The following is an 18,518-nucleotide window of genomic DNA, read 5'->3' on the forward strand; positions in this document are numbered from 1 at the left end:
AACCGTAGCCCCGGCTTACCGCCGGGGTCAACAGGTGTTGGCCTACAGTTGTGGGCATGAGTGAGCAACGACCCCGGCGCTCCGACGCCACCCGGGCGGCGATCCTGCGGGCGGCCCGGGAGCGGTTCGCGGCCGACGGCTACGAGCGGGCCACGATCCGGGCGATCGCGGCGGACGCCGCCATCGACCCGTCGATGGTGATGCGCTACTACGGCAGCAAGGAGCGGCTGTTCGCGGCGGCCGCCGAGTTCGACCTGCGCCTGCCCGAGCTGTCCGGGATGCCGGCGCACGACGCGGCCGCCGTCCTGGTCGGGCACTTCCTCGACCGCTGGGAGGGCGACGAGACGCTGACGGCGCTGCTGCGCGCCGGCGCGACGAACCCGGCGGCCGCGGACCGCATGCGCGAGATCTTCGCCGCCCAGCTGGTGCCCGTCGCCGAGCGGCTCACCTCCGACCGCCCCCGGGTGCGCGCCGCGCTGGTGGCGACCCAGATCCTCGGGCTGGCGCTGTGCCGTTACGTGCTCAGGCTGCCGCCGGTGGCCGCGATGGAGCGGGCCGAGGTCATCGCCTGGACCGCCCCGGCCGTGCGGCACTACCTGCTGGACTCCCAGCCCGCCTGATGCAGCCGGGCGTCGGATTCCCAGCTCTGCTGCGAATGCGACACAACCCTGGCGGCCGCCCCCGCGCGACGGCAAACGTGGTTGTGCGCCCTATGTGGACGCCTCGTCTCGGGGGAAGGAACGCAATGACCGCACCAGAGAAGAAGCACTACCGGCGGATGCTGCAGAACGTCCGGCACGGCAGCCAGGTGGTGGCCGACACCGCTCCGCAGGCGCCCGAGACGGCGAAGCGGATCGAGAGCGTCACGCTGCTGAGCGAGGCAGCCGATCTGCCGGTGAGCGCGCAGCTCGAGCTGGCGGAGGTGACCAGCCCGTTCGACTACCTGTTCGGCGACCTCGCGGCCGAGTTTCCGGCGCACCACATCCCGGGCGACCCCGCGACCGTACGGCAGCAGCTCACGGCCCTGGGCATCGCGATGGCCAAGGAGGAGCCCGCCGCCGACGACGAGCGCGGCGGCATCGACAACTCCGTGGTCCCGCCGGTCTACACGTACTGGGGTCAGTTCATCGACCACGACATCACGGCGAACACCGACCGGAACAACGAGCTGACCGACCTGCGCAAGCCGGACCTGCCGCCGCTGGACCCGAACGTCGTGCGCACCGAGCTGCGCAACCTGCGCCAGCCCACGCTCAACCTCGACTCCGTCTACGGCGACGGGCCGGACTTCACCGGTGAGGGCACCGAGTCCGCGGCGCTCTACAACGGCATCGAGCTGCGGATCGACAAGGTCACGGTGAACGACCGCATCCCCGGCGACGTGATCCCGCCGGTCGACGACCTCGACCACGACCTGCCCCGGCGCGGCGACGCGGGCCTCGACCCCGGCGCCACCGACGAGCAGAAGGCGATCCACCGCACCACCGCGGTCATCGGCGACGCCCGCAACGACGAGAACCTCATCGTGGCCCAGTTCCACGTGGCGTTCCTGCGCTTCCACAACCGGGTCGTGCAGCACCTGCGGGAGACCAGCAACGGCTACCAGAAGAGCGAGCAGGAGCTGTTCCTCGAGGCGCGCGACCTGGTGCGGTGGCACTACCAGTGGCTGGTCGTGCACGACTACCTCAAGACGATCGCGATGCCCGGCGTGGTCGACAAGGTGCTGCTCGACGGCAACCGGCACTTCGTGCTCGCCGACGGCCAGGAACCGTACATGCCGATCGAGTTCTCCGTGGCGGCGTACCGGTTCGGGCACAGCATGGTGCGCGCGGTCTACGACTACAACCGCAACTTCGGCCGCAAGGACGACGGCGACGGCGTGGTCACCAACCTGGCGACCTTCCGGCAGCTGTTCGCCTTCACCGGCGGCCACAAGCGCCCGTTCGCCGGCACCGGCACGCCGACGTTGCCGTTCAACTGGGTGATCGAGTGGAACCGGTTCGTCGACAAGGGCGACGGCGTCTCCGACCACTTCGCGCGGCGCATCGACACCCGGCTGGCGCTGCCGCTGTCCGAGATGGTCAACCAGGTCTCGGGCGAGGACGAGAACGCCTCCGACCAGATCAAGCAGATGCTGCAGGGCCTGGCGATCCGCAACCTGCTGCGCGGCTACCACCTGAGCCTGCCGACCGGTCAGGCCGTGGCCCGCAAGGTGGGCGCGCGGGTGCTGACCGCGCAGGAGCTGCAGCGCGGCAACACCCAGGAGCTCAACGACCTGCTCCAGCCCTTCCTCGAGAACACGCCGCTGTGGTTCTACATCCTCAAGGAGGCCGAGGTCCGCTGCCACGGCAACTTCCTGGGCGAGGTGGGCAGCCGGATCGTCGCGGAGACCCTGATCGGCCAGCTGCGCGCCGACCCGGAGTCGTACCTGGGCCGCTACCGCGGATGGAACCCGGCCCAGGGCGTACGGCTCCCCAACGGCGAGCCGATCGTCACCATCACCGACCTGTTCCGCTTCGCCGGGGTGTTCCCCGCCGACCCGACGTGACCGGCGGCGGCCGTGGCGGGCGCGGGTGCCCGCCACGGCCGCCCGCGAAGCTCACGGCGTGACGTCGACCAGGACCTTGCCGACCGTGCCGTCCTCGACCGCCCGGTGCGCGTCGGCGGTGCGCTCGAGCGGGAAGCGGACCAGCGGCAGCCCGTGCTCCTCGCCGACCGGCAGCGCGCCGTCGGCCACCGCGGCCGCGACGTCCTCGGCGCCGGCGGTGAGCGCGCGGCTGCCCAGCGTGTAGAGCACGAGGAACTGGAAGCGCGTGTTCAGCATCATGTTCTGCCGCACGTCGAGCTGCACGGGCTTGCCGCCGTCGTTGGCGTACGTCGCGATGACCCCCCGCGTGCGCAGCACGGCCAGGTCGAGCGCGAGGTTCGCGCCCAGCGCCACCTCGGCGACGATGTCGACGCCGTCCGGGGCGATCCCGCGGATCACGGCCGCCGGGTCGCCCTCGCGGTAGTTGACGACGTGGTGGGCGCCCGCGGCGGTGGCCAGCCGGGCCTTCTCCGGACCGCTGATCGTGCTGATCACCGTGGCGCCCGCCCAGCGCGCGAGCTGGATCACCGCGTGCCCGACCGCGCCGGCGCCGCCCGCGGCCAGCACCACCTTGCCGTCGAGCGCGCCGGGACGCAGCCGGTCGGGCCCGTCCTCCGCCACGGTCAGCGCGCGGTGCGCGGTGAGCGCCGGCACCCCGAGCGAGGCGCCCAGCTCGAAGCCGGCCTGCTCCGGCAGCGGCACCGCCCGCTCGGCGTCCACGACCGTGAACTCCGCCGCGGTGCCGGTGGGCCGCCCGGCGGTGGCCATGAACAGCCAGACGCGCTGCCCGACCCGGCCCGCGTCGACGCCCTCCCCCACCGCGTCGATGACCCCGGCGCCGTCCAGGTGCGGCGTGACCTCCGGGAACTGTTTCGGGTTGGTGGCGCCGGAGCGGGTCTTCCAGTCCGTCGGGTTGACGCCCGAGACGTGCAGGCGCACGCGCACCTCGCCGGGGCCCGGCTCGGGGGTCGCCCGGTCGACCAGCTCGAGCACGTCGGGTCCGCCGTTGTCGCGATAGATGATGGCCTTCATGCCCCGATTCTCACCCAGCCCCGCGGCGGTCGCGGCGTGCCGGGGCGCTGCCGGACTACGGACGGGTCGGCGTCGCGCGCCGGGATAGGTTGAGGGCATGGTGGATCGGGCCGGGGAGGGCCGGCGGCGGGTCGCGGACGCGATGGCCGAGGCGGCGCGGCAGTGGCTGGAGCTGCTCGGCGCCGACCAGCAGACCGTCGCCGTGGGCAACGGGCCGTCGGGCGACGCGGCGGACGACGGGGAGCGGCGGCGCTGGTTCTACACGCCGACCGACCACGGTGGCCTGACCTTCCACCAGCAGCGGCCGGCGCAGCAGCAGGCGGCGATGCGGCTGGTGGCCTCCGGGCTGTCGCGCGCGGGCTACGTCACGGTCGCCACGACCATCGGGCTGGAGAACGTGCTCGACCGGACCGAGGGGTTCACGACCCGCGGCGACCGCGAGCGCAGGCGCGACCCGGGGCTGTACTACCTGCGGGTCTTCGGCGACCCGCGCAGCGGCGGCACGTGGGGCTGGCGCTTCGGCGGGCACCACGTGTCGCTCAACAACCTCGTCGTGGACGGCGAGCTGGTGTCGACCACGCCGTGCTTCCTGGGCGCCGACCCAGCCGTCTCCGAGCTGCTGGGCGGGGCGGTGAACCGTCCGCTCGCCCGGGTCGAGGATCTGGCGCGGGAGCTCGTACGGTCGCTCGGCCCGCAGGAACAGCGGCGCGCCCTCCTCTCCCCCGAGGCGCCCGCGGATGTGGTGACCGGCAACCGCACGACGATCGCCGACCCTCCGGAAACCAGCGACCGGGCGGTCGAGTACACCGCACGGCCCCAGGGCATCGCGGGCGCCGCGCTCACGGCCGGGCAACGCGACCTGCTGCGTTCCCTGCTCGGCACGTACTTCGGGCGCGTGCCCGAGGCTGTCTCCCCGATGGCGGCGTACGACGAGGCCGCGCTCGACGCCGTGCACTTCGCCTGGGCGGGACCGACCGAGCCGGGCGCGCCGCACTACTACCGCGTGCAGGGCCCGCGGCTGCTGCTCGAGTGGGACAACACCCAGCGCCGGGCCAACCACGCCCATTCCGTCTGGCGCGACCCGGCGAGCGACTTCGGCCTGGACGTGCTCCTCGACCACCGCCGCCGCCATCACTAGCCGGCCGCGCGTGGTGGTCGTGGGCGCCGGCATCGTCGGCGCCGCGGTGGCCTACGAGACCGCCCGCAAGGGCGCCGATGTCGTCCTGGTCGACCGGGCGCTGCCCGCTTCGGGCGTGACCGCGGCCTCGTTCGCCTGGATCGGCGGCGCCCGCCCCGGACAGGCGCCGGACGCGAGCACCCCGCTGCGGGAGCGCGTGCTCGCGGACTACCGGCGCCTGGAAAGAGAAGTTCCGGGCGTACGGGTCGGGTGGCGCGGCGCCCTGCTGTGGGGCGACGGGCCGCTCACCGCGGAGGGGCCCGACGAGCGCATCGTCGACGAGGCCGGGCTGCGCCGGCTCGAACCGCGGCTGCGCGCCCGGCCGGCACGGGCCCTGCACCTCACGAGCCACGCGGCCGTCGACCCGGTCGCCGTGACCCGCGCATTGGTGCGGGCGGCGCAGACCCACGGCGCGCGGCTGCTCACCGGCACCGCGGTGACCGCGGTGGACGCCGGCGGGGTGCAGTCGTCCGCGGGCCGGCTGCCCGCCGACACCGTCGTCGTGGCCGCCGGCACCGGCACACCCCAGCTGTGCCCCGGCTTGCCGGTCGAGGCGTCGCCGGCCGTGCTGATGCGGTTCGCCGCGCCGCCGCGAGTCGTGCGGACGCTGGTCGCCACCCCCGAGCTGGAGGTCCGGCAGGCGGCCGAGGGCGAGCTTCTCGTCGCGACCGTCCCCGGTGTCGGCGGCGCGGAGATGCTGCGCCGCCTCACCGCCGCGTTCGACGCCCGCCACGTCCGGCTGGTCGAGGAGCGGCTCGGACAGCGGCCCATGCCGGCCGACGGGCTGCCGGTGATCGGCCCCGGTCCCCGCGGCGCCTACGTCGCCGTCATGCACTCGGGCATCACGCTCGGCCCGAGCGCTGCGCGCCTGATCGCCGCCGAGCTCGTCGACGGCGTCGAGGCCCCGGAGCTCGCCGGCCTGCGCCCGGCCCGGTTCCGCGGCCGCGATACTCGCGTGCCGGGCGAGTCCTGAACGGCAAGACTGCCCGGCGTGGGGAACTCCAGGGTCTATCGCATCCACACCGGTGACGAGCTGCGGGACGCGTACGGCATGGCGCAACGCCTGCTGGCCCAGCGGGACACCACCTGCAGCTGCCCGCACGACGTGCGCGTCTCGGTGGACACCGGCTCCCACCGGTCGCTGGAGCGCTTCCTGGGCATCGAGACGGTGTGGGCCGGGGTGAGCATCCCGGCGCACTTGTTCACCGACGCCGTCACGGCGCTCGAGCCGCATCTCGGGCCGGACGATCACATACCCCACCGGCACCGCGACGGCAGCGCGTGGCTCATGACGGACCTCACGCCGGCCGTCGTGGCCGCCCTGCGGGAGCTGCCGCCCATGGCGGTCGACGTGCAGACGACCGAGCTGCCGCTGGACCGCGACCTGGCCGAGGCGGTGCTGACCGTGATCGGGGGCGACCCCGCGAGGATCGCCTGGAACGTGTGCTGGACGTTCAACCACTCCCACCAGGGCTTCGAGCTCGGCCTCAACGGCCGGGAGCTCTACGTCCCCGATCCGCCGCCCGGACACAGCCTCTATGTGCACGTCTCCGACGACGAGCAGGCGCACGAGCTGGCCGCGGCGGTCGGCGCCCGGGTTCTCGCCGGCCCGGAGCTCGGCTGGTGAGCCGGCCGGCCCACGGCCCGGCGCGTCCGCGTAGTCAGCGCCGGGGCAGCCCGCGCTCAATGCGCTGGTCGGCGCAGTCGCGGACGGTCAGCACGGCGAAGTTCTGCGCGCTCCGGTGATCGGAACCGCCGGCCCGCAGGGCGGCGGCGAAGGTGTCGACACGGGTGGGGCACGGGGCGGGAGCGCGGTCGCCGACGGGGGCGGGAGCGGCGGCGAGGACGACGGCGACGAGTGCGGCGATCATGATGTGCTCCTCGGGGTCGGGATGGGACACCACCGAGATTTCGGCTAAGGCCCCCCGGGGCGCATGGAGCGATCGCGTACGGGTCGGCCGGCGTACGCCTTATCCCCCGTTGACGCAGGCTCGACGGTTTGCTCTGCTGAGCGGGTGACCGGGGTGCCTCCCCTGGTGGGTCGCCGCGCTGAGCTGCAGCTGGTGACGGACGCAATGGCCAGCCCGTCCGTGCCACGGACCGTCGTGCTCGCCGGCGAGGCCGGCGTCGGCAAGACACGACTGCTCGGTGCGGCGGTGGACCGGGCCCGGGCGGGCGGTACGACCGTTCTCCTCGGCCACTGCCTCCCGCTCACCGGCACGGTGCCGTTCCTGCCGATCACCGAGGCGCTGCGCGAGCTGGGCCCGGAGGTGGCCGGGCGAGCCTCCCCGGCGTGGCGCACCGATCTGGCCCGGCTCGTCCCGGAGTGGGCCGACGGCCCGGCGCCGGAGACGTCCGGCCCGATCGAGGGATGGCAACGGGGCCGGCTGTTCGCGGCACTGCGCCACCTGCTCGGCTCGGCCGGGTGCGCGCTGGTAGTCGAGGACGTCCACTGGGCCGACGAGACCACGCTGGACTTCCTGGTGTACGCGAGCGGCACCGCCGCGCCGATCGTGCTGACCTGCCGCGAGGAGGAGGCCGGCGCCGGTCGGCCGGTCGGGCGCCGGCTCGGCGAGCTGACCCGGCGACCGGGCGTGACCAGGGTGACGCTGGCGCGGTTGTCGTACGCCGAGGTGACCGAGCAGATCACCGGGCTGCTGGGCACGACCACACCCCGCGCCCTGGTCGACGAGGTGTTCCGGCGGGCCGGCGGGAACGCGTTTTTCACCGAACAACTCGTCGCGGCGGCCGTGCGCCACGAACCCGGCCTGCCCGACGACCTCGTCCAGTTGGTCCTCGCCCGGGCCGGCACGGTCAGTGACGACGGCCGCGAGGTCCTCGCCTCGCTGGCGGTCGCCGGACGCGGGCTGACCGACACGGCCCTGGCCGCGGTCACCGGCCTCGAACCGGCCCGGCTCGGCGGTGCGGTCCGCGAACTCGTCGGCGCCCGTCTGATCGACCGCCCCGGCGCCGACGGCGAGTACCGGCTCCGGCACGCTGTCGTCGGCGAGGTCGTCACCGCCGATCTGCTCGCCGGCGAGCGTCGCGAGCGGCACGGCGCCGTGGCCCGCTGCCTGCCGGCCGACGTCGCCGGGGAGATCGCCGAGCACTGGGCCGCCGCCGGCCGCCCCGGCGACGAGATGCCGTGGCGGGTCACGGCGGCGGGCCGGGCCGAGCAGGTGTACGCCCACCGCGAAGCCGCCCGTCACTGGCAGCGGGTCATCGACCTGTGGCCGCAAGCCGATCGTCCGCCGGGGGTGGACCTCGCCGAGGCCTACCTGAGGGCGCTCACCGCCCTCGACCGCTGCGGCGACAGCCGGGCGGCTTCCCCCCTCGCCGAGCGCGCGGTCCGCGTGCTCACCGACGCCGATCCTCGCCGGCTCGCGCTGATCCACGACCGGGTGTCCACCTACCGCTGGATCGACGGGAGAACGGACACGTTCGAGCCGCTGGAGACGGCGAAGAAGCTGCTCCGCGACCTGCCGCCGAGCCGGGAGCTGGCGCTCGTGCTGCACTCCTACGCGACCCGGATCACCGACACCAACCAGCCGCCTGTCGCGCAGCCCCAGTTCCTTCAGGCCCTGGCCGTGGCCGACGCCGCCGGGCCGTCCGCAGCCGACATCAAGGTGAAGATCGTCGCCGACCTCGCCGGCTGCGCGCTGCACGCGGGCGACGTCGCCGGCGGCGAACGCTGGATGGCCCGGGCCGGGGAGCTGGCGGCGTTGCTCGGCGATCCGGTCGTCACGGTCCGCGTCATGCTGAGCCGGGCCGATCATCTCTGGGTGCTCAACCGGCTGGAGGAGGCCGCCGCTGTCTGCCGGGCTGCGCTCGGCGTCGCGGAACGGGCGGGACTGGACGAGGACTCGAACACCGAGTTCCTGCGCGCCCGCCTGTTCGAGGTGTTGTCCGACCTGGGGCGTCCGGCCGAGGCGGAACCCGCGCTGCCCGCCTGGGCCGAGCCCACCCGGACCGGGGCAGCGGCGATCGATCGGGCGTACTTCGACCTGCTGGCCGGCAACGTCGACGCCGCCGACGAGCGGCTCGCGGCGAGCCTGGCCGTTGTGGCGGAGGAGAACCGTCTCTACGGGAGTTACCTGGTGCCGGTCACGGAGATCGATCTGTGGCGGAAGCGGCCGGGCGAGGCCTTGGCCCGCATCCGGCAGGCCGATCTCGACCCGAGCTTCCAATGGGGCTGGACCGGCCTGCTGCTGCGGACCGCGGCCCGGGTCTGCGCCGACGCCGCCGAGATCGCCCGGGCCGCCCGTGACGACGCCGCCCTCGCCGACGTCCGCCGTTACGCCGCCGAACTGGTCGACACCCACGCCGCCCTGGACCCCGACCCGTTCGCCGAGCACCCGTACTGGAGCTGGGCGCCCGCCGACGGGGCGCTGTGGCGGGCCGAGCTCACCCGGGTGGCCGGTGCATCGGATCCGGACGCGTGGGCGCAAGCCGCCGCGGCGTGGGAGACGCTCGGTCGCCCCCACCGGAGCGCGTACGCCCGGTGGCGCCAGGCCGAGGCTCTCCTGCGCTCCACCGGCCGCACCGCCCGGGTCCGCGACTGCCTGCGCGCCGCTGCGGCGGCCGCGGACCAGCACGCCCCGCTGCTGGCCGAGATCCGCGCCCTCGCCCGCCTGGCCCGCCTCGACCTGCGCGCCGGTCCGGCGGCGGCCGCGCCGCCGCCGGTTCCCTACGGGCTGACGTCCCGCGAGCTGGAGGTGTTGCGGCTGGTCGCCGACGGGCTGAGCAACGCTGAGATCGGCACGCGGCTGTTCATCGGCAAGAAGACCGCCAGCGTCCACGTCACCAACATCCTGCGCAAACTGGACGTCGCCAACCGGACCCAGGCCGCCACCGTGGCGCACCGGGCCGGCCTGCTGGCAGGCGGCCCTGAACGCACGAGAGGTGCTGGGCTTCGTCCGTGATGCAGCGAGAGACGCTGCCTAGCGCGGGGTGCCGGGGTCCCAGGCGGCGAGGTCGGCGGCTGCGGCGTGGGTGGAGCGCAGGAAGGCCAGCAGGGTCGCGTCGGGGTCGGCGGAAGCGGCGACGGTCTCGTACGGCAGCAGGTATTCGCGCAGGGTGGGGTCGTAGGAAGCGCCGGCGGCGTGGTCGGGGTAGCCGGCGGGCTCGGGGTAGGCGTACGCGTAGAAGGCGCCCTCCTCGCCGCCGCCGGGCCAGAAACCGAAGCTGGCCAGCTCGTGCGAGTAGCCCTCGCGCATGACCTCGGGCGGGCAGTTGGGCGCGCCGCCGGGGTGGGGCGGGGCGGTGCGGCCGGAGAAGCGGGTGTACGCCAGGTCCATCGCGCCCCAGAAGAAGTGCACGGGGCTGGCCTTGCCGGTGAACTCGGAGCGGAACTGCCCGAACACGCGCGACGCCTGCAGCAGCTGCCGCCAGAACAGCTGCGCGGCCTGCCCGTCGTACGCGGAATGGGTCTGGTCCTCGGCGAAGGGGATGGCGGGCTCGACCTCGTTGGGGACGGCGTGGATCCGCGGCTCGAGGCCGAGCGCGCGGAGGGCGTCGAGGGTCTCGCGGTAGAACTGCGCGACGGGCTTGGGTTCGAGCCGCACCTCGCGGGAGCGGCCGTCGCTGGCTCGGGCGTGCAGCCGGTGCTGGAGGAAGTCGAACTCGAGCTCGAACACGCCGTCGCCGTGCGGCACCGCCGAGGTGGTCAGCCCGCGCGCGCTGGGGTAGAGCGTCACGTGCCACCAGTGGTTGACGGGCGGGGCGTACGCCATCCGCACCTTGCCGACGATCTGCATCCACATGTGCAGCGTGTCGCGGGTGTCCGCCCAGTCGGCGACCCGCAGCCGCGGCCACTGCCCGCTCACGAGGCGCCCATGCGGATCAGCGCGTTGCCGCCCAGCAGCAGCACGTCGGCCCCGGCGACGAAGGCCATGCTCAGGTGCAGCTGACGGGTCGCCTGCTCGGGGTCGGGGCCGGTGATGCCCCGGATCGCGAGCACGAGCGCGGCGAGCACGAGCGGCACACCGCCGATCAGCAGCAGCCCGACCGATCCGGGCGTCCGCCCCTGGGCGACCAGCAGCGCCACCATCACGGTCGGCACGATGCCGAAGAACACCAGGGCAAGCCCGCCGTACCACCGCAGGGACCGAATCGGATTCACCCGGCACATGGTAGCCGCCGCCCCGGTGCTCACCGGCGGCGCGCCGTGACCAGCCAGGCGCGGGCGTCGAACCAGACGCCGTCGTCGCGCAGGTGGGCGGCGAGCAGGTCGCGCAGGCGCGCGAGGGCCGCCTCGCGCGCCGCCGGGGCGAGGCGTTCGAGGGCGGCCGACGTACACGTGAAGCCCCGGACCCACGCCTCGGCCGCGTCCACGTCGGCGCCGAAGCACAGCGGCTCGCCGACGTCGGTCAGCTCGATGGCGGCGAACCCGGCGGCTTCCAGCGTCGCGCGCACGGTCGCGGGGTCGGCCAGCGAGAACGGGTCCGGCCCGTCGGCGTCCACCCGGGCGTCGAGCGTCTCGGCGAGGGCGACGCTCCACTCGTTGCGGTCGTGCGCCTGCCAGACCAGCATCACCAGGCGCCCGGCCGGGGTCAGGGCGCGCGCGACGTTGGCGAAGGCCGCCACCGGGGCGGCGAAGAACATGGTGCCGAACCGGCTGACGGCGACGTCGAAGGAGCCGGGCGTGAAGCCGTACGTCTGCGCGTCGGCGCACTCGTAGGCGACGTTGGGCGGGCCCGGCGCGAGGCGGGCGCGCTCGATGGCCGGCGCCGACACGTCGACGCCGAGGGCGCTGCCCGCGGGGGCCAGGCGGGCGGCCTCGCGCGTGGTGCCGCCGGCGCCGCAGCCGATGTCGAGGACGCGGTCGCCGGGCCGGATCGCCCAGGCACGGCGGAGCACTGCGTTGTATCCGATCAGTTCGGAGTCGTAGTCCGTCATGGCCGAAATCGTCCTCCGATGCCTCGCTGTCCGGTACTTGACCTGGTGTTTTGTCGTTTCGAAAGTGATCTTGGGGGCATTCAGGTGCCCATGTCTGACAACTCTCGCACCCCGAGTGCGCGTCCCGTTGCCGTGCCCGCCGGCCCGTCGCGGCGCAAGTGGCTGGTGCCTCTGATCATCGCTCTGGTCGTCCTGATCGCGCTGCTGCTGCTTCTGTCGCAGTGCGGAGGCGACGACGACAACACCTCGGCCGGTACGACGACGGCGACGCCCACCGCCGCCGCCACATCGGCTGCGGCCACGCCGGGCACCGCCACCGACACCGCAACGGCAACCGCTGAGGACGGCGCGGGCACGGTCACCGCCGGCGGCGCGAGCCTGCTGGGCGCCGGCGGCGCGCAGAACCTGAGCGCCAACGACGGCAAGCAGGCCACCGGTCAGGGCGTCAAGGTGCAGTCCGTGCCCGCCGACGAGGGCTTCTGGGTCGGCTCGAGCGAGCAGGACCGGGTGTGGGTGCAGCTGACCGGCACGAACGGCGAGTCGTACTACAAGGTCAAGCAGGACGACACCGTGAACTTCAGCGGCACCGTGACCCGCGCGGCCGAGGGCTTCGCCGCCAAGACCGGTGTGACCGCCGCCGAGGGCGCCGACCAGCTCACCGAGCAGGGCTACTACATCTCGGTGCCTGCCTCCAGCGTCAAGCTGTCCGACTGACCGCACGGCGCGGGCTGGCTAGGGTCTCGGTCATGACGACCTCGCCGGCGGTGGTGACGGAGTTCGGCGTACGCCTGCGGGAGCTGGGCTGGGTGAGCGCCCTGCACGTCGCCGGGTCGCTGGCCACCGGGGACTACCGGCCCGGGGTCAGCGACCTCGACCTGGTGGCGCTCGCCCAAGGACCCGTCGGCGAGCAGCGCACGGCCGAGCTGACGGCGGTGCACCGCAGCATCGACGCCGGCCCGGGACGCGGGCTCGATCTGGGGTGCGTCTACGTCGACGCGGCCCGGATCGGCGACGCGGGAGCCGAGCATCCGACGTGGACGCACGGGCGGCTGGTGCAGCGCATCCTCTCGGGCATCACGCGGGCGGAGCTCGTCCGCCACGGATACGCGGTGTTCGGGCCCGAGCCCCGCGAGGTGCTGCCGCCGATGGACGACGCGGCCGTGCGGGAGGCGGCGCGGGCCGAGCTGACCGGCTACTGGGCGTGGGCGGCGCGGCGGCCGTGGCTGTGGTGGGATCCCGTGCTCGCCGATCTGGGCCTCACGTCGATGGCCCGCGGCCGGCACGCGCTGCGCACGGGCGCGCTGCTCACCAAGACCGAGGCGGTCGAGCAGGCGTACGCCCCGGCCTGGCTCAGGGCCCAGCTGCGCGCGCGGCGCCAGGGGCACGAGGTCGCCTCGCCGCGGCTGCGGACCGCGCTGATCGCCTGGCGCGACGCGCGCCGGACCGTGCGCCGGGCGCGCCGGGCTTGACCTCGAGCGCGCTCGAGGTCGCAGGATCACCGGCATGGCTGAGATCGTGCTGGGGGCAATGCTGTTCGGGACCAGGATCGGCGAGGCGGAGTCGTTCGCGTTGCTCGACCGGTTCGTCGAGCGCGGCGGCAGGTGGATCGACACGGCGGACAACTACGCGTTCTGGGCGGACCCGTCGGGGCTGGGCGGGCAGAGCGAGCAGGTGATCGGCCGGTGGCTGGCGAGCCGTCCGGGCATGCGCGACCGGGTGGCGATCAGCACCAAGGTGGGCGCGCAGCCGACCGACCCGGCGCGCGGGCTGGACGCGATGGAGGGGCTGTCGGCGCCGGTGGTCCGCTCGGCGATGACCGGCAGCCTGCGGCGGCTCGGCACCGACCGCGTGGACCTGTACTGGGCGCACGTCGAGGACCGGTCGGTGCCGCTGGGCGAGACGGTGGCGGCGTTCGGCGAGCTGGCCGGCGAGGGGCTGGCCGTACGGGTGGGCGCGTCCAACACGCCCGCGTGGCGCGTCGAGCAGGCGCGCGGGCTGGCCGCCGGGCTCGGCGTGCCCGGGTGGGCGGCGCTGCAGCTGCGGCATTCCTATGTGCAGCCCCGGCCGGGCGCTCCGCTGGAGTCGTGGGCGCACCGGCAGGTGTTCCCCGAGACGCTGGACTACGTGCGGTCGTGCGGGTTGGACCTGTGGGCGTACTCCCCGCTCGTCAACGGCGCGTACGGCGGCGCCGACCGGCCGCTCGAACAGGCGTACGCCCACCCGGGCACCACGCGGCGGGTGGCGGTGCTCGCGCAGGTGGCCCGTGAGCTGGGCGCGACGCAGAACCAGGTCGTGCTCGCCTGGCTGCTCGGCGGGGACACTCCGGTGTGGCCGATCGTCGGCGCCAGCACGCCGGCCCGCCTCGACGAGGTCATGGCCGCCCGTGACCTGAAGCTGGACGCGGAGGTGCGCGCACGCCTCGACGCCGCCGCCTAAGCTCGACGGCATGCTACGGGACAGGCTCGACGAGGTCCTGCGCGCCGGGGAGGCGCCCGGGTTGCACGGCGTCGTGGCGCTGCAGGGCGGGCGGACGCTGCTGGAGCACTACGGCACCGGCGAGGACGCCAGCTGGGCCGACCGGCTCGGCGTGGTCGAGTTCGGACCGGACACGCTGCACGACCTGCGCTCGGTCACCAAGAGCGTGACCGGGCTGCTGTACGGCATCGCGCTGGGCGAGGGGCTCGTCCCGCCGCCGGGCGACCCGCTGCTGCCGCACTTCCCGGAGTACCCGGACCTGGCCGCCGACCCGCGGCGCGCCGCGCTCACCGTCGAGCACGCGCTGACCATGTCGCTGGGGCTGGAGTGGCGCGAGGACCCGCCGTACGACAGCCCCGCGAACGCCGAGATCGCGATGGAGCTCGCCCCCGACCGGTACCGCTTCGTGCTCGAACGGCCGATCGCCGAGCCGCCGGGCGTGCGGTGGGCGTACTCCGGCGGCGCGACCGCGCTGCTGGGCCGGCTGATCGCCGACGGCACCGGGCGGTCGCTTCCGGCGTACGCCGAGGAGGTGCTTCTCACCCCGCTGGGCATCGACCGATACCACTGGATCACCGGGCGGGACGGCACGCCCTCCGCCGCCTCGGGCCTGCGCCTCACGCCGCGCGGCCTGGCCCGGATCGGCGAGCTGGTGCTGGCCGGCGGCGTGTGGGACGGCCGGCGCATCGTGCCGCAGGACTGGCTGCGCACCATGCTCGAACCCCGGCTGGAGACCTCGTGGGACGCGCAATACGGCTACCAGTGGTACATCCAGCCGGTCGCGGGTCACCATCTCGTGGCCGGCATGGGCAACGGCGGCCAGCGCCTCTACGTCCTGCCCGACCTGCATCTGGTGGTCGCGGTCACCGCCGGCAACTACGACCACCCCGAGCAGTGGCGGACGCCCCAGGCCGTCCTGGAACGGGTCGTCCTGCCCGCGGTGACCGCCCCGGCGTGAGGCGTCACGCTCCGGCCGACTATCGGACGCCCAGCATCGCCGCGATCCCGGACGCTATCCGGTCCGCGCCGAGCTGTGCGGAGTCGAAGACGCGGTCGGCGGGGATCCCCGGCAGCAGCTGCCGGAAGCGGCGGTGGGCGGCGTGATGAAACTCCGGCTCGCGTGACAGCCCCCGCCCCGGATCGGCCTGCGCACGCCGGAACGTCACCGCAACCGGGGCGTCAATGACGATCCACAACACGGCGGCGCGGTCCGGCAGCGGTCGCATGAGGGCCGCCTGCTCCTCGGCCGAGTAGATCGGTCCCACCGCCACGACGTACTCGACATCCGAGCGCATCCACCGGCCGACAAGCGCGCCGTGCGCCTGGTGGGCGGCGAACCACAGGCCCGCCGCGGCCGCACCGGGCGGTCCCACCATCGCCGCGACGTCGTCGACGTCGGCAACGACCACCGTCCTGCCGCGTCCGGTCAGGTGGCCGGCGAGCCCGGCCGCGACGGTGTTCTTCCCGGCCGCGATCGGGCCGGTGAGGATCACGAGCCGGGGCACGGCAGGCGCGCGTCTCAGCCCAGCAGCTCGGGGCGCTGCCACTTCTCGCCGCGCACGTGGTGGTCGAGGAACGCGAACACCGTCTCGTACCAGACCTTGACGTTGCCGGGCTTGAGGATCCAGTGGTTCTCGTCGGGAAAGTAGAGGAACTTGTGCCGGCCGTCCTGGTCGGACCGGGACAACAGGTCCCACCACAGGCGCAGCGCCTCGCCGATCGGCACGCGGTAGTCCTTGTCGCCGTGGATGACGAGCATCGGCGTGGTGATGGCGCCGGCGGAGCGATGCGGCGAGTTGGCCTCGAGACGCTCGGGGGTGAGCTCGCGCAGCCAGTAGAACGGCGCGTCGGTGGTGGTCATCATCTGGTCGAGCGCCCACAGCGAGGCGTGCGTGACGATGGCCGAGAAGCGGTCGGTGTGCCCGGCGACCCAGTTGGCCATGTAGCCGCCGAACGAGCCGCCCATCGCGGCCGTCCGCGTGGCGTCGATGTCGGAGCGCGCGACGGCGGCGTCGGTGAGCGCCATCAGGTCGGTGTAGGGGGCGTCGCCCCACGAGCCCCAGCCGCGGCGGAAGAACTCGAAGCCGTAGCCGGTGGACAGCGCCGGGTCGGGCAGCAGCACGGCGTAGCCCTGCGCCACCGCCGGCCACGGGTTCCAGCGCCACGACCACGCGTTCCACGAGCCGAACGGGCCGCCGTGGATCCACAGCAGCAGCGGGGCGGGCTCGCCCTCGGGCGGCAGCGCGAGCCAGGCGCGCAGCGGGGTGCCGTCGGCGGCGACCGCTTCGACCTCCTCCAGGCGACCCGGTACGGGCAGTGGCTCGGCCGGGCCGCGCAGCGGCTGCACATCGCCGTCGCCGGCCAACGACACGCGCACCGGGGCGGGCGGGCTGTCGATCGCGCTGCGCAACGCGTACACCCACCGCCCGTCCGGCGAGATGCGCACGTCGGTGTAGGCGCCGTCGTCGAAGGTCAGCCGCGTCACCTCGCCGGTGGCCGCGTCCACCCGCCACAGCGGCGAGCGCCCGGTGTCGTCGGCCGCGACGACCAGCGCGGCGCCGTCGGGGGTCCAGCGGGCGCCGTCCGGCCAGCGGTCCCAGTCGTCGGTCAGCGGCTCGACGGGGCCGCCGGCGACCGGCACGACGGCCAGCCAGCTGTCGCCCGGGTCGTCCACCGAGGTGAGACGGCGTACGACGACCGCCACCCGGCTGCCGTCCGGCGACACCCGCGGCGCCCAGTACTCGTGCTCGGCGTCGCCGGCCAGCGTGCGGCGCTCGCCGGTCGCCACGTCGATCGCCACCACCGTCGTGCGCTGCGACGCGCCGGGATCGTCCACCTTCCACACGGCGACGACCGTGGCGCCGTCCGGGGTGACGTCCCAGTCCCCCTCGGTGTCCAGCGCGTGCCCGGCGGCCCCGGTCAGGTCGCGCAGCTCGAGCTGCTCGCCCTCGACGACGCCGGTCAGCAGCCGGGGCCGGTCGGGGCCGAGGTCGTGGTCCCAGTGCCGGACGGGGTACTGCTCGTGCAGGATCGCCGAGACCCCGGCCTCCTTGCGCCGCCGGCGCAGCTCCTTCTCGGCGTCCACGTCGGCGGCGGACGGCAGCATCGACGAGCCGGCCACCAGCGTGCCGCTCGCGCTGACCCGTACGCCGTGCAGTCCCCCCGGCAGCTTCGCGAGCACCCGCGCGTCGCCGCCCGCGGCCGGCTGCAGCCACAGCGCCGCCTGCTTGTCGTCGTCGTCCGCCCCGTCCGGCACGGGCCGCGCCGAGGTGAACAGCAGATCCCCGTCCGGCGTGAACGCGGCGGCCGCCTCGCCTTTGTCGCTGCGGGTCAGCCGCCGCGCGGGCCGCTCCCCCGCCGGGTCGACCTCCCACAGCGCGGTGGCGTACCGGCTGTTCTCCCGGTCGGGTGTGCCCACGCCCACGACGAGCCGACGCCCGTCCGGCGACAGCCACAGCCCGGCCAGGCGGGGCACACGGACGTAGGCATCAAGGTCGGCGAACGCATCGACGGTCACCGCCCCTTTCTATCAGCCGAGAGCCTTGCGCGTACGGTCGTCGCCCGGCACCAGGATCCGCAGGCGCAGCCCCGGCGCGTGGCTCGGGCGGCTCTGCACCGACAGCAACGTGAGCGGCCCCAGCTCGCGGTGGTCGATGCGCTTGCGGGCCGGCTCCAGCGCGTGCACGTCGTGGCGGGCCCACCACGTACGGAAGGTCCCGCTCGCCGACGTGAGCCGGTCGACCAGCGCGACGAAGCCCGGGTCGCCCGGGTGGCGGGCGAACTCGGCCCGGAAGTCGAGCAGGTTCGCCTGCGCGGTCTGCTGCCACGCCTCGGCCGTCTCGTCCCAGCCGCCGCCGAACAGCCACAGCAACAGGTTGCGCTCCTCCGGCGGCGCGGCGACCAGCCCGGCCAGCACCAGCGCGGCGGCGCGGTTGGCGGCCAGCACGTCGAAGCGCGGCCCCAGCACGAAGGCCGGATGGGGCAGCAACCCCTCGACCAGCGCGGCGGTCTGCTCGTCGACCGGCCCCGCCGCCGTCTCGGGCGGCGCCACCCCCGCCAGCCGGAACAGGTGCTCGCGCTCGGCGGGCGACAGCTCCAGCGCCCGGCTCAGCGCGAGCAGCACCTGGTCGGACGGGCTGACGTCGCGGCCCTGCTCGAGCCAGGTGTACCAGGACAGGCCCACCCCGGACCGCTGCGCGACCTCCTCGCGCCGCAGGCCGGGCGTGCGCCTGCGGCCCGCGTCGCCGGTGTCCGGTCGCAGGGCCGCCCGCCGGGTGCGCAGGAAGTCGGCGAGCTGGCGGCGCCGGGCCTCGTCCGGCGAGGGTGGTGGTGCGGGTCCCACGATGATCT

General features: G+C 74.6%; 18 protein-coding genes. 10 read left to right on the forward strand and 8 right to left on the reverse strand.

Annotated elements, in window-relative coordinates:
• The first annotated feature begins 56 nt into the window (after positions 1-56).
• Both ACSNN8_RS34065 and ACSNN8_RS34070 read left to right on the forward strand, forming a co-directional pair.
• Entirely contained in the window at positions 57-620 is a 564-nt protein-coding gene (locus ACSNN8_RS34065) for a TetR family transcriptional regulator (RefSeq protein WP_436654239.1), read from the forward strand.
• A gap of 125 nt (positions 621-745) precedes the next feature.
• Complete coding sequence (locus ACSNN8_RS34070) at positions 746-2,548, forward strand: peroxidase family protein (RefSeq protein WP_436654240.1); 1,803 nt, start codon at positions 746-748, stop codon at positions 2,546-2,548.
• Between the two features lie 51 nt (positions 2,549-2,599).
• Here the strand turns inward: ACSNN8_RS34070 and ACSNN8_RS34075 are convergent, their stop codons facing one another.
• The gene (locus ACSNN8_RS34075) at positions 2,600-3,619 is read right to left on the reverse strand and encodes an NADPH:quinone reductase (RefSeq protein ID WP_436654242.1); all 1,020 of its coding nucleotides are present in this window, start codon (positions 3,617-3,619) and stop codon (positions 2,600-2,602) included.
• A 97-nt stretch (positions 3,620-3,716) separates the two neighbouring features.
• Between ACSNN8_RS34075 and ACSNN8_RS34080 the strand changes: the two genes are divergently transcribed.
• Genes ACSNN8_RS34080 through ACSNN8_RS34090 form a run of 3 tightly spaced genes read left to right on the forward strand, consistent with a single transcriptional unit; the run spans position 3,717 to position 6,423 of the window.
• Positions 3,717-4,757, forward strand: coding sequence for a DUF3500 domain-containing protein (locus tag ACSNN8_RS34080; protein ID WP_436654243.1), 1,041 nt, complete (start codon positions 3,717-3,719; stop codon positions 4,755-4,757).
• 10 nt (positions 4,758-4,767) lie between these two features.
• Positions 4,768-5,769 carry an NAD(P)/FAD-dependent oxidoreductase gene (locus tag ACSNN8_RS34085; protein WP_436654245.1) on the forward strand — a complete coding sequence of 334 codons (1,002 nt, stop codon included), beginning with the start codon at positions 4,768-4,770 and terminating at the stop codon, positions 5,767-5,769.
• Positions 5,770-5,787: 18 nt separating this feature from the next.
• A complete protein-coding gene (locus tag ACSNN8_RS34090; protein WP_436654246.1) occupies positions 5,788-6,423 on the forward strand; it encodes a hypothetical protein in 636 nt (211 codons plus the stop codon).
• A gap of 34 nt (positions 6,424-6,457) precedes the next feature.
• On the opposite strand, the gene ACSNN8_RS34095 is transcribed toward ACSNN8_RS34090, so the two are convergent.
• Positions 6,458-6,667, reverse strand: coding sequence for a hypothetical protein (locus ACSNN8_RS34095; RefSeq protein WP_436654248.1), 210 nt, complete (start codon positions 6,665-6,667; stop codon positions 6,458-6,460).
• A 63-nt stretch (positions 6,668-6,730) separates the two neighbouring features.
• On the opposite strand from ACSNN8_RS34095, the gene ACSNN8_RS34100 reads away from it, so the two are divergent.
• Positions 6,731-9,718: a helix-turn-helix transcriptional regulator gene (locus ACSNN8_RS34100; protein ID WP_436654250.1), complete on the forward strand. Its 2,988-nt coding sequence runs from the start codon at positions 6,731-6,733 to the stop codon at positions 9,716-9,718.
• A gap of 18 nt (positions 9,719-9,736) precedes the next feature.
• Here ACSNN8_RS34100 and ACSNN8_RS34105 read toward each other — a convergent pair whose 3' ends face one another.
• From ACSNN8_RS34105 to ACSNN8_RS34115, 3 genes are read right to left on the reverse strand one after another with little or no spacing between them, the layout of a single operon-like run.
• Positions 9,737-10,621, reverse strand: a complete 885-nt coding sequence (locus tag ACSNN8_RS34105; protein WP_436654252.1) for a DUF5996 family protein — start codon at positions 10,619-10,621, stop codon at positions 9,737-9,739.
• Positions 10,618-10,926: a hypothetical protein gene (locus ACSNN8_RS34110; RefSeq protein ID WP_436654254.1), complete on the reverse strand. Its 309-nt coding sequence runs from the start codon at positions 10,924-10,926 to the stop codon at positions 10,618-10,620. The genes ACSNN8_RS34105 and ACSNN8_RS34110 overlap by 4 nt, the downstream gene beginning before the upstream one ends.
• Before the next feature lie 20 nt (positions 10,927-10,946).
• Positions 10,947-11,693: a class I SAM-dependent methyltransferase gene (locus ACSNN8_RS34115; RefSeq protein WP_436654255.1), complete on the reverse strand. Its 747-nt coding sequence runs from the start codon at positions 11,691-11,693 to the stop codon at positions 10,947-10,949.
• Positions 11,694-11,783: 90 nt separating this feature from the next.
• On the opposite strand from ACSNN8_RS34115, the gene ACSNN8_RS34120 reads away from it, so the two are divergent.
• The 4 genes from ACSNN8_RS34120 to ACSNN8_RS34135 are packed head-to-tail and all read left to right on the forward strand — an operon-like array spanning position 11,784 to position 15,126.
• Positions 11,784-12,407 (forward strand): hypothetical protein, encoded by a 624-nt coding sequence (locus ACSNN8_RS34120; protein ID WP_436654257.1) that lies wholly within the window; start codon positions 11,784-11,786, stop codon positions 12,405-12,407.
• A 32-nt stretch (positions 12,408-12,439) separates the two neighbouring features.
• On the forward strand, positions 12,440-13,162 hold the full coding sequence (locus tag ACSNN8_RS34125) for a nucleotidyltransferase domain-containing protein (protein WP_436654259.1): 723 nt from the start codon (positions 12,440-12,442) through the stop codon (positions 13,160-13,162).
• Between the two features lie 34 nt (positions 13,163-13,196).
• On the forward strand, positions 13,197-14,129 hold the full coding sequence (locus ACSNN8_RS34130; RefSeq protein ID WP_436654261.1) for an aldo/keto reductase: 933 nt from the start codon (positions 13,197-13,199) through the stop codon (positions 14,127-14,129).
• Between the two features lie 10 nt (positions 14,130-14,139).
• Entirely contained in the window at positions 14,140-15,126 is a 987-nt protein-coding gene (locus ACSNN8_RS34135; RefSeq protein WP_436654263.1) for a serine hydrolase domain-containing protein, read from the forward strand.
• Between the two features lie 19 nt (positions 15,127-15,145).
• On the opposite strand, the gene ACSNN8_RS34140 is transcribed toward ACSNN8_RS34135, so the two are convergent.
• The 3 genes from ACSNN8_RS34140 to ACSNN8_RS34150 are packed head-to-tail and all read right to left on the reverse strand — an operon-like array spanning position 15,146 to position 18,510.
• Positions 15,146-15,673 carry a hypothetical protein gene (locus ACSNN8_RS34140; protein ID WP_436654264.1) on the reverse strand — a complete coding sequence of 176 codons (528 nt, stop codon included), beginning with the start codon at positions 15,671-15,673 and terminating at the stop codon, positions 15,146-15,148.
• Positions 15,674-15,687: 14 nt separating this feature from the next.
• Positions 15,688-17,685 carry a S9 family peptidase gene (locus ACSNN8_RS34145; protein ID WP_436654265.1) on the reverse strand — a complete coding sequence of 666 codons (1,998 nt, stop codon included), beginning with the start codon at positions 17,683-17,685 and terminating at the stop codon, positions 15,688-15,690.
• A 12-nt stretch (positions 17,686-17,697) separates the two neighbouring features.
• Entirely contained in the window at positions 17,698-18,510 is an 813-nt protein-coding gene (locus tag ACSNN8_RS34150) for a helix-turn-helix transcriptional regulator (protein ID WP_436654266.1), read from the reverse strand.
• Positions 18,511-18,518 lie beyond the last annotated feature (8 nt).

Origin of the sequence: Actinoplanes sp. URMC 104, assembly GCF_051386375.1 — a bacterium.
Classification (GTDB): domain Bacteria; phylum Actinomycetota; class Actinomycetes; order Mycobacteriales; family Micromonosporaceae; genus Actinoplanes.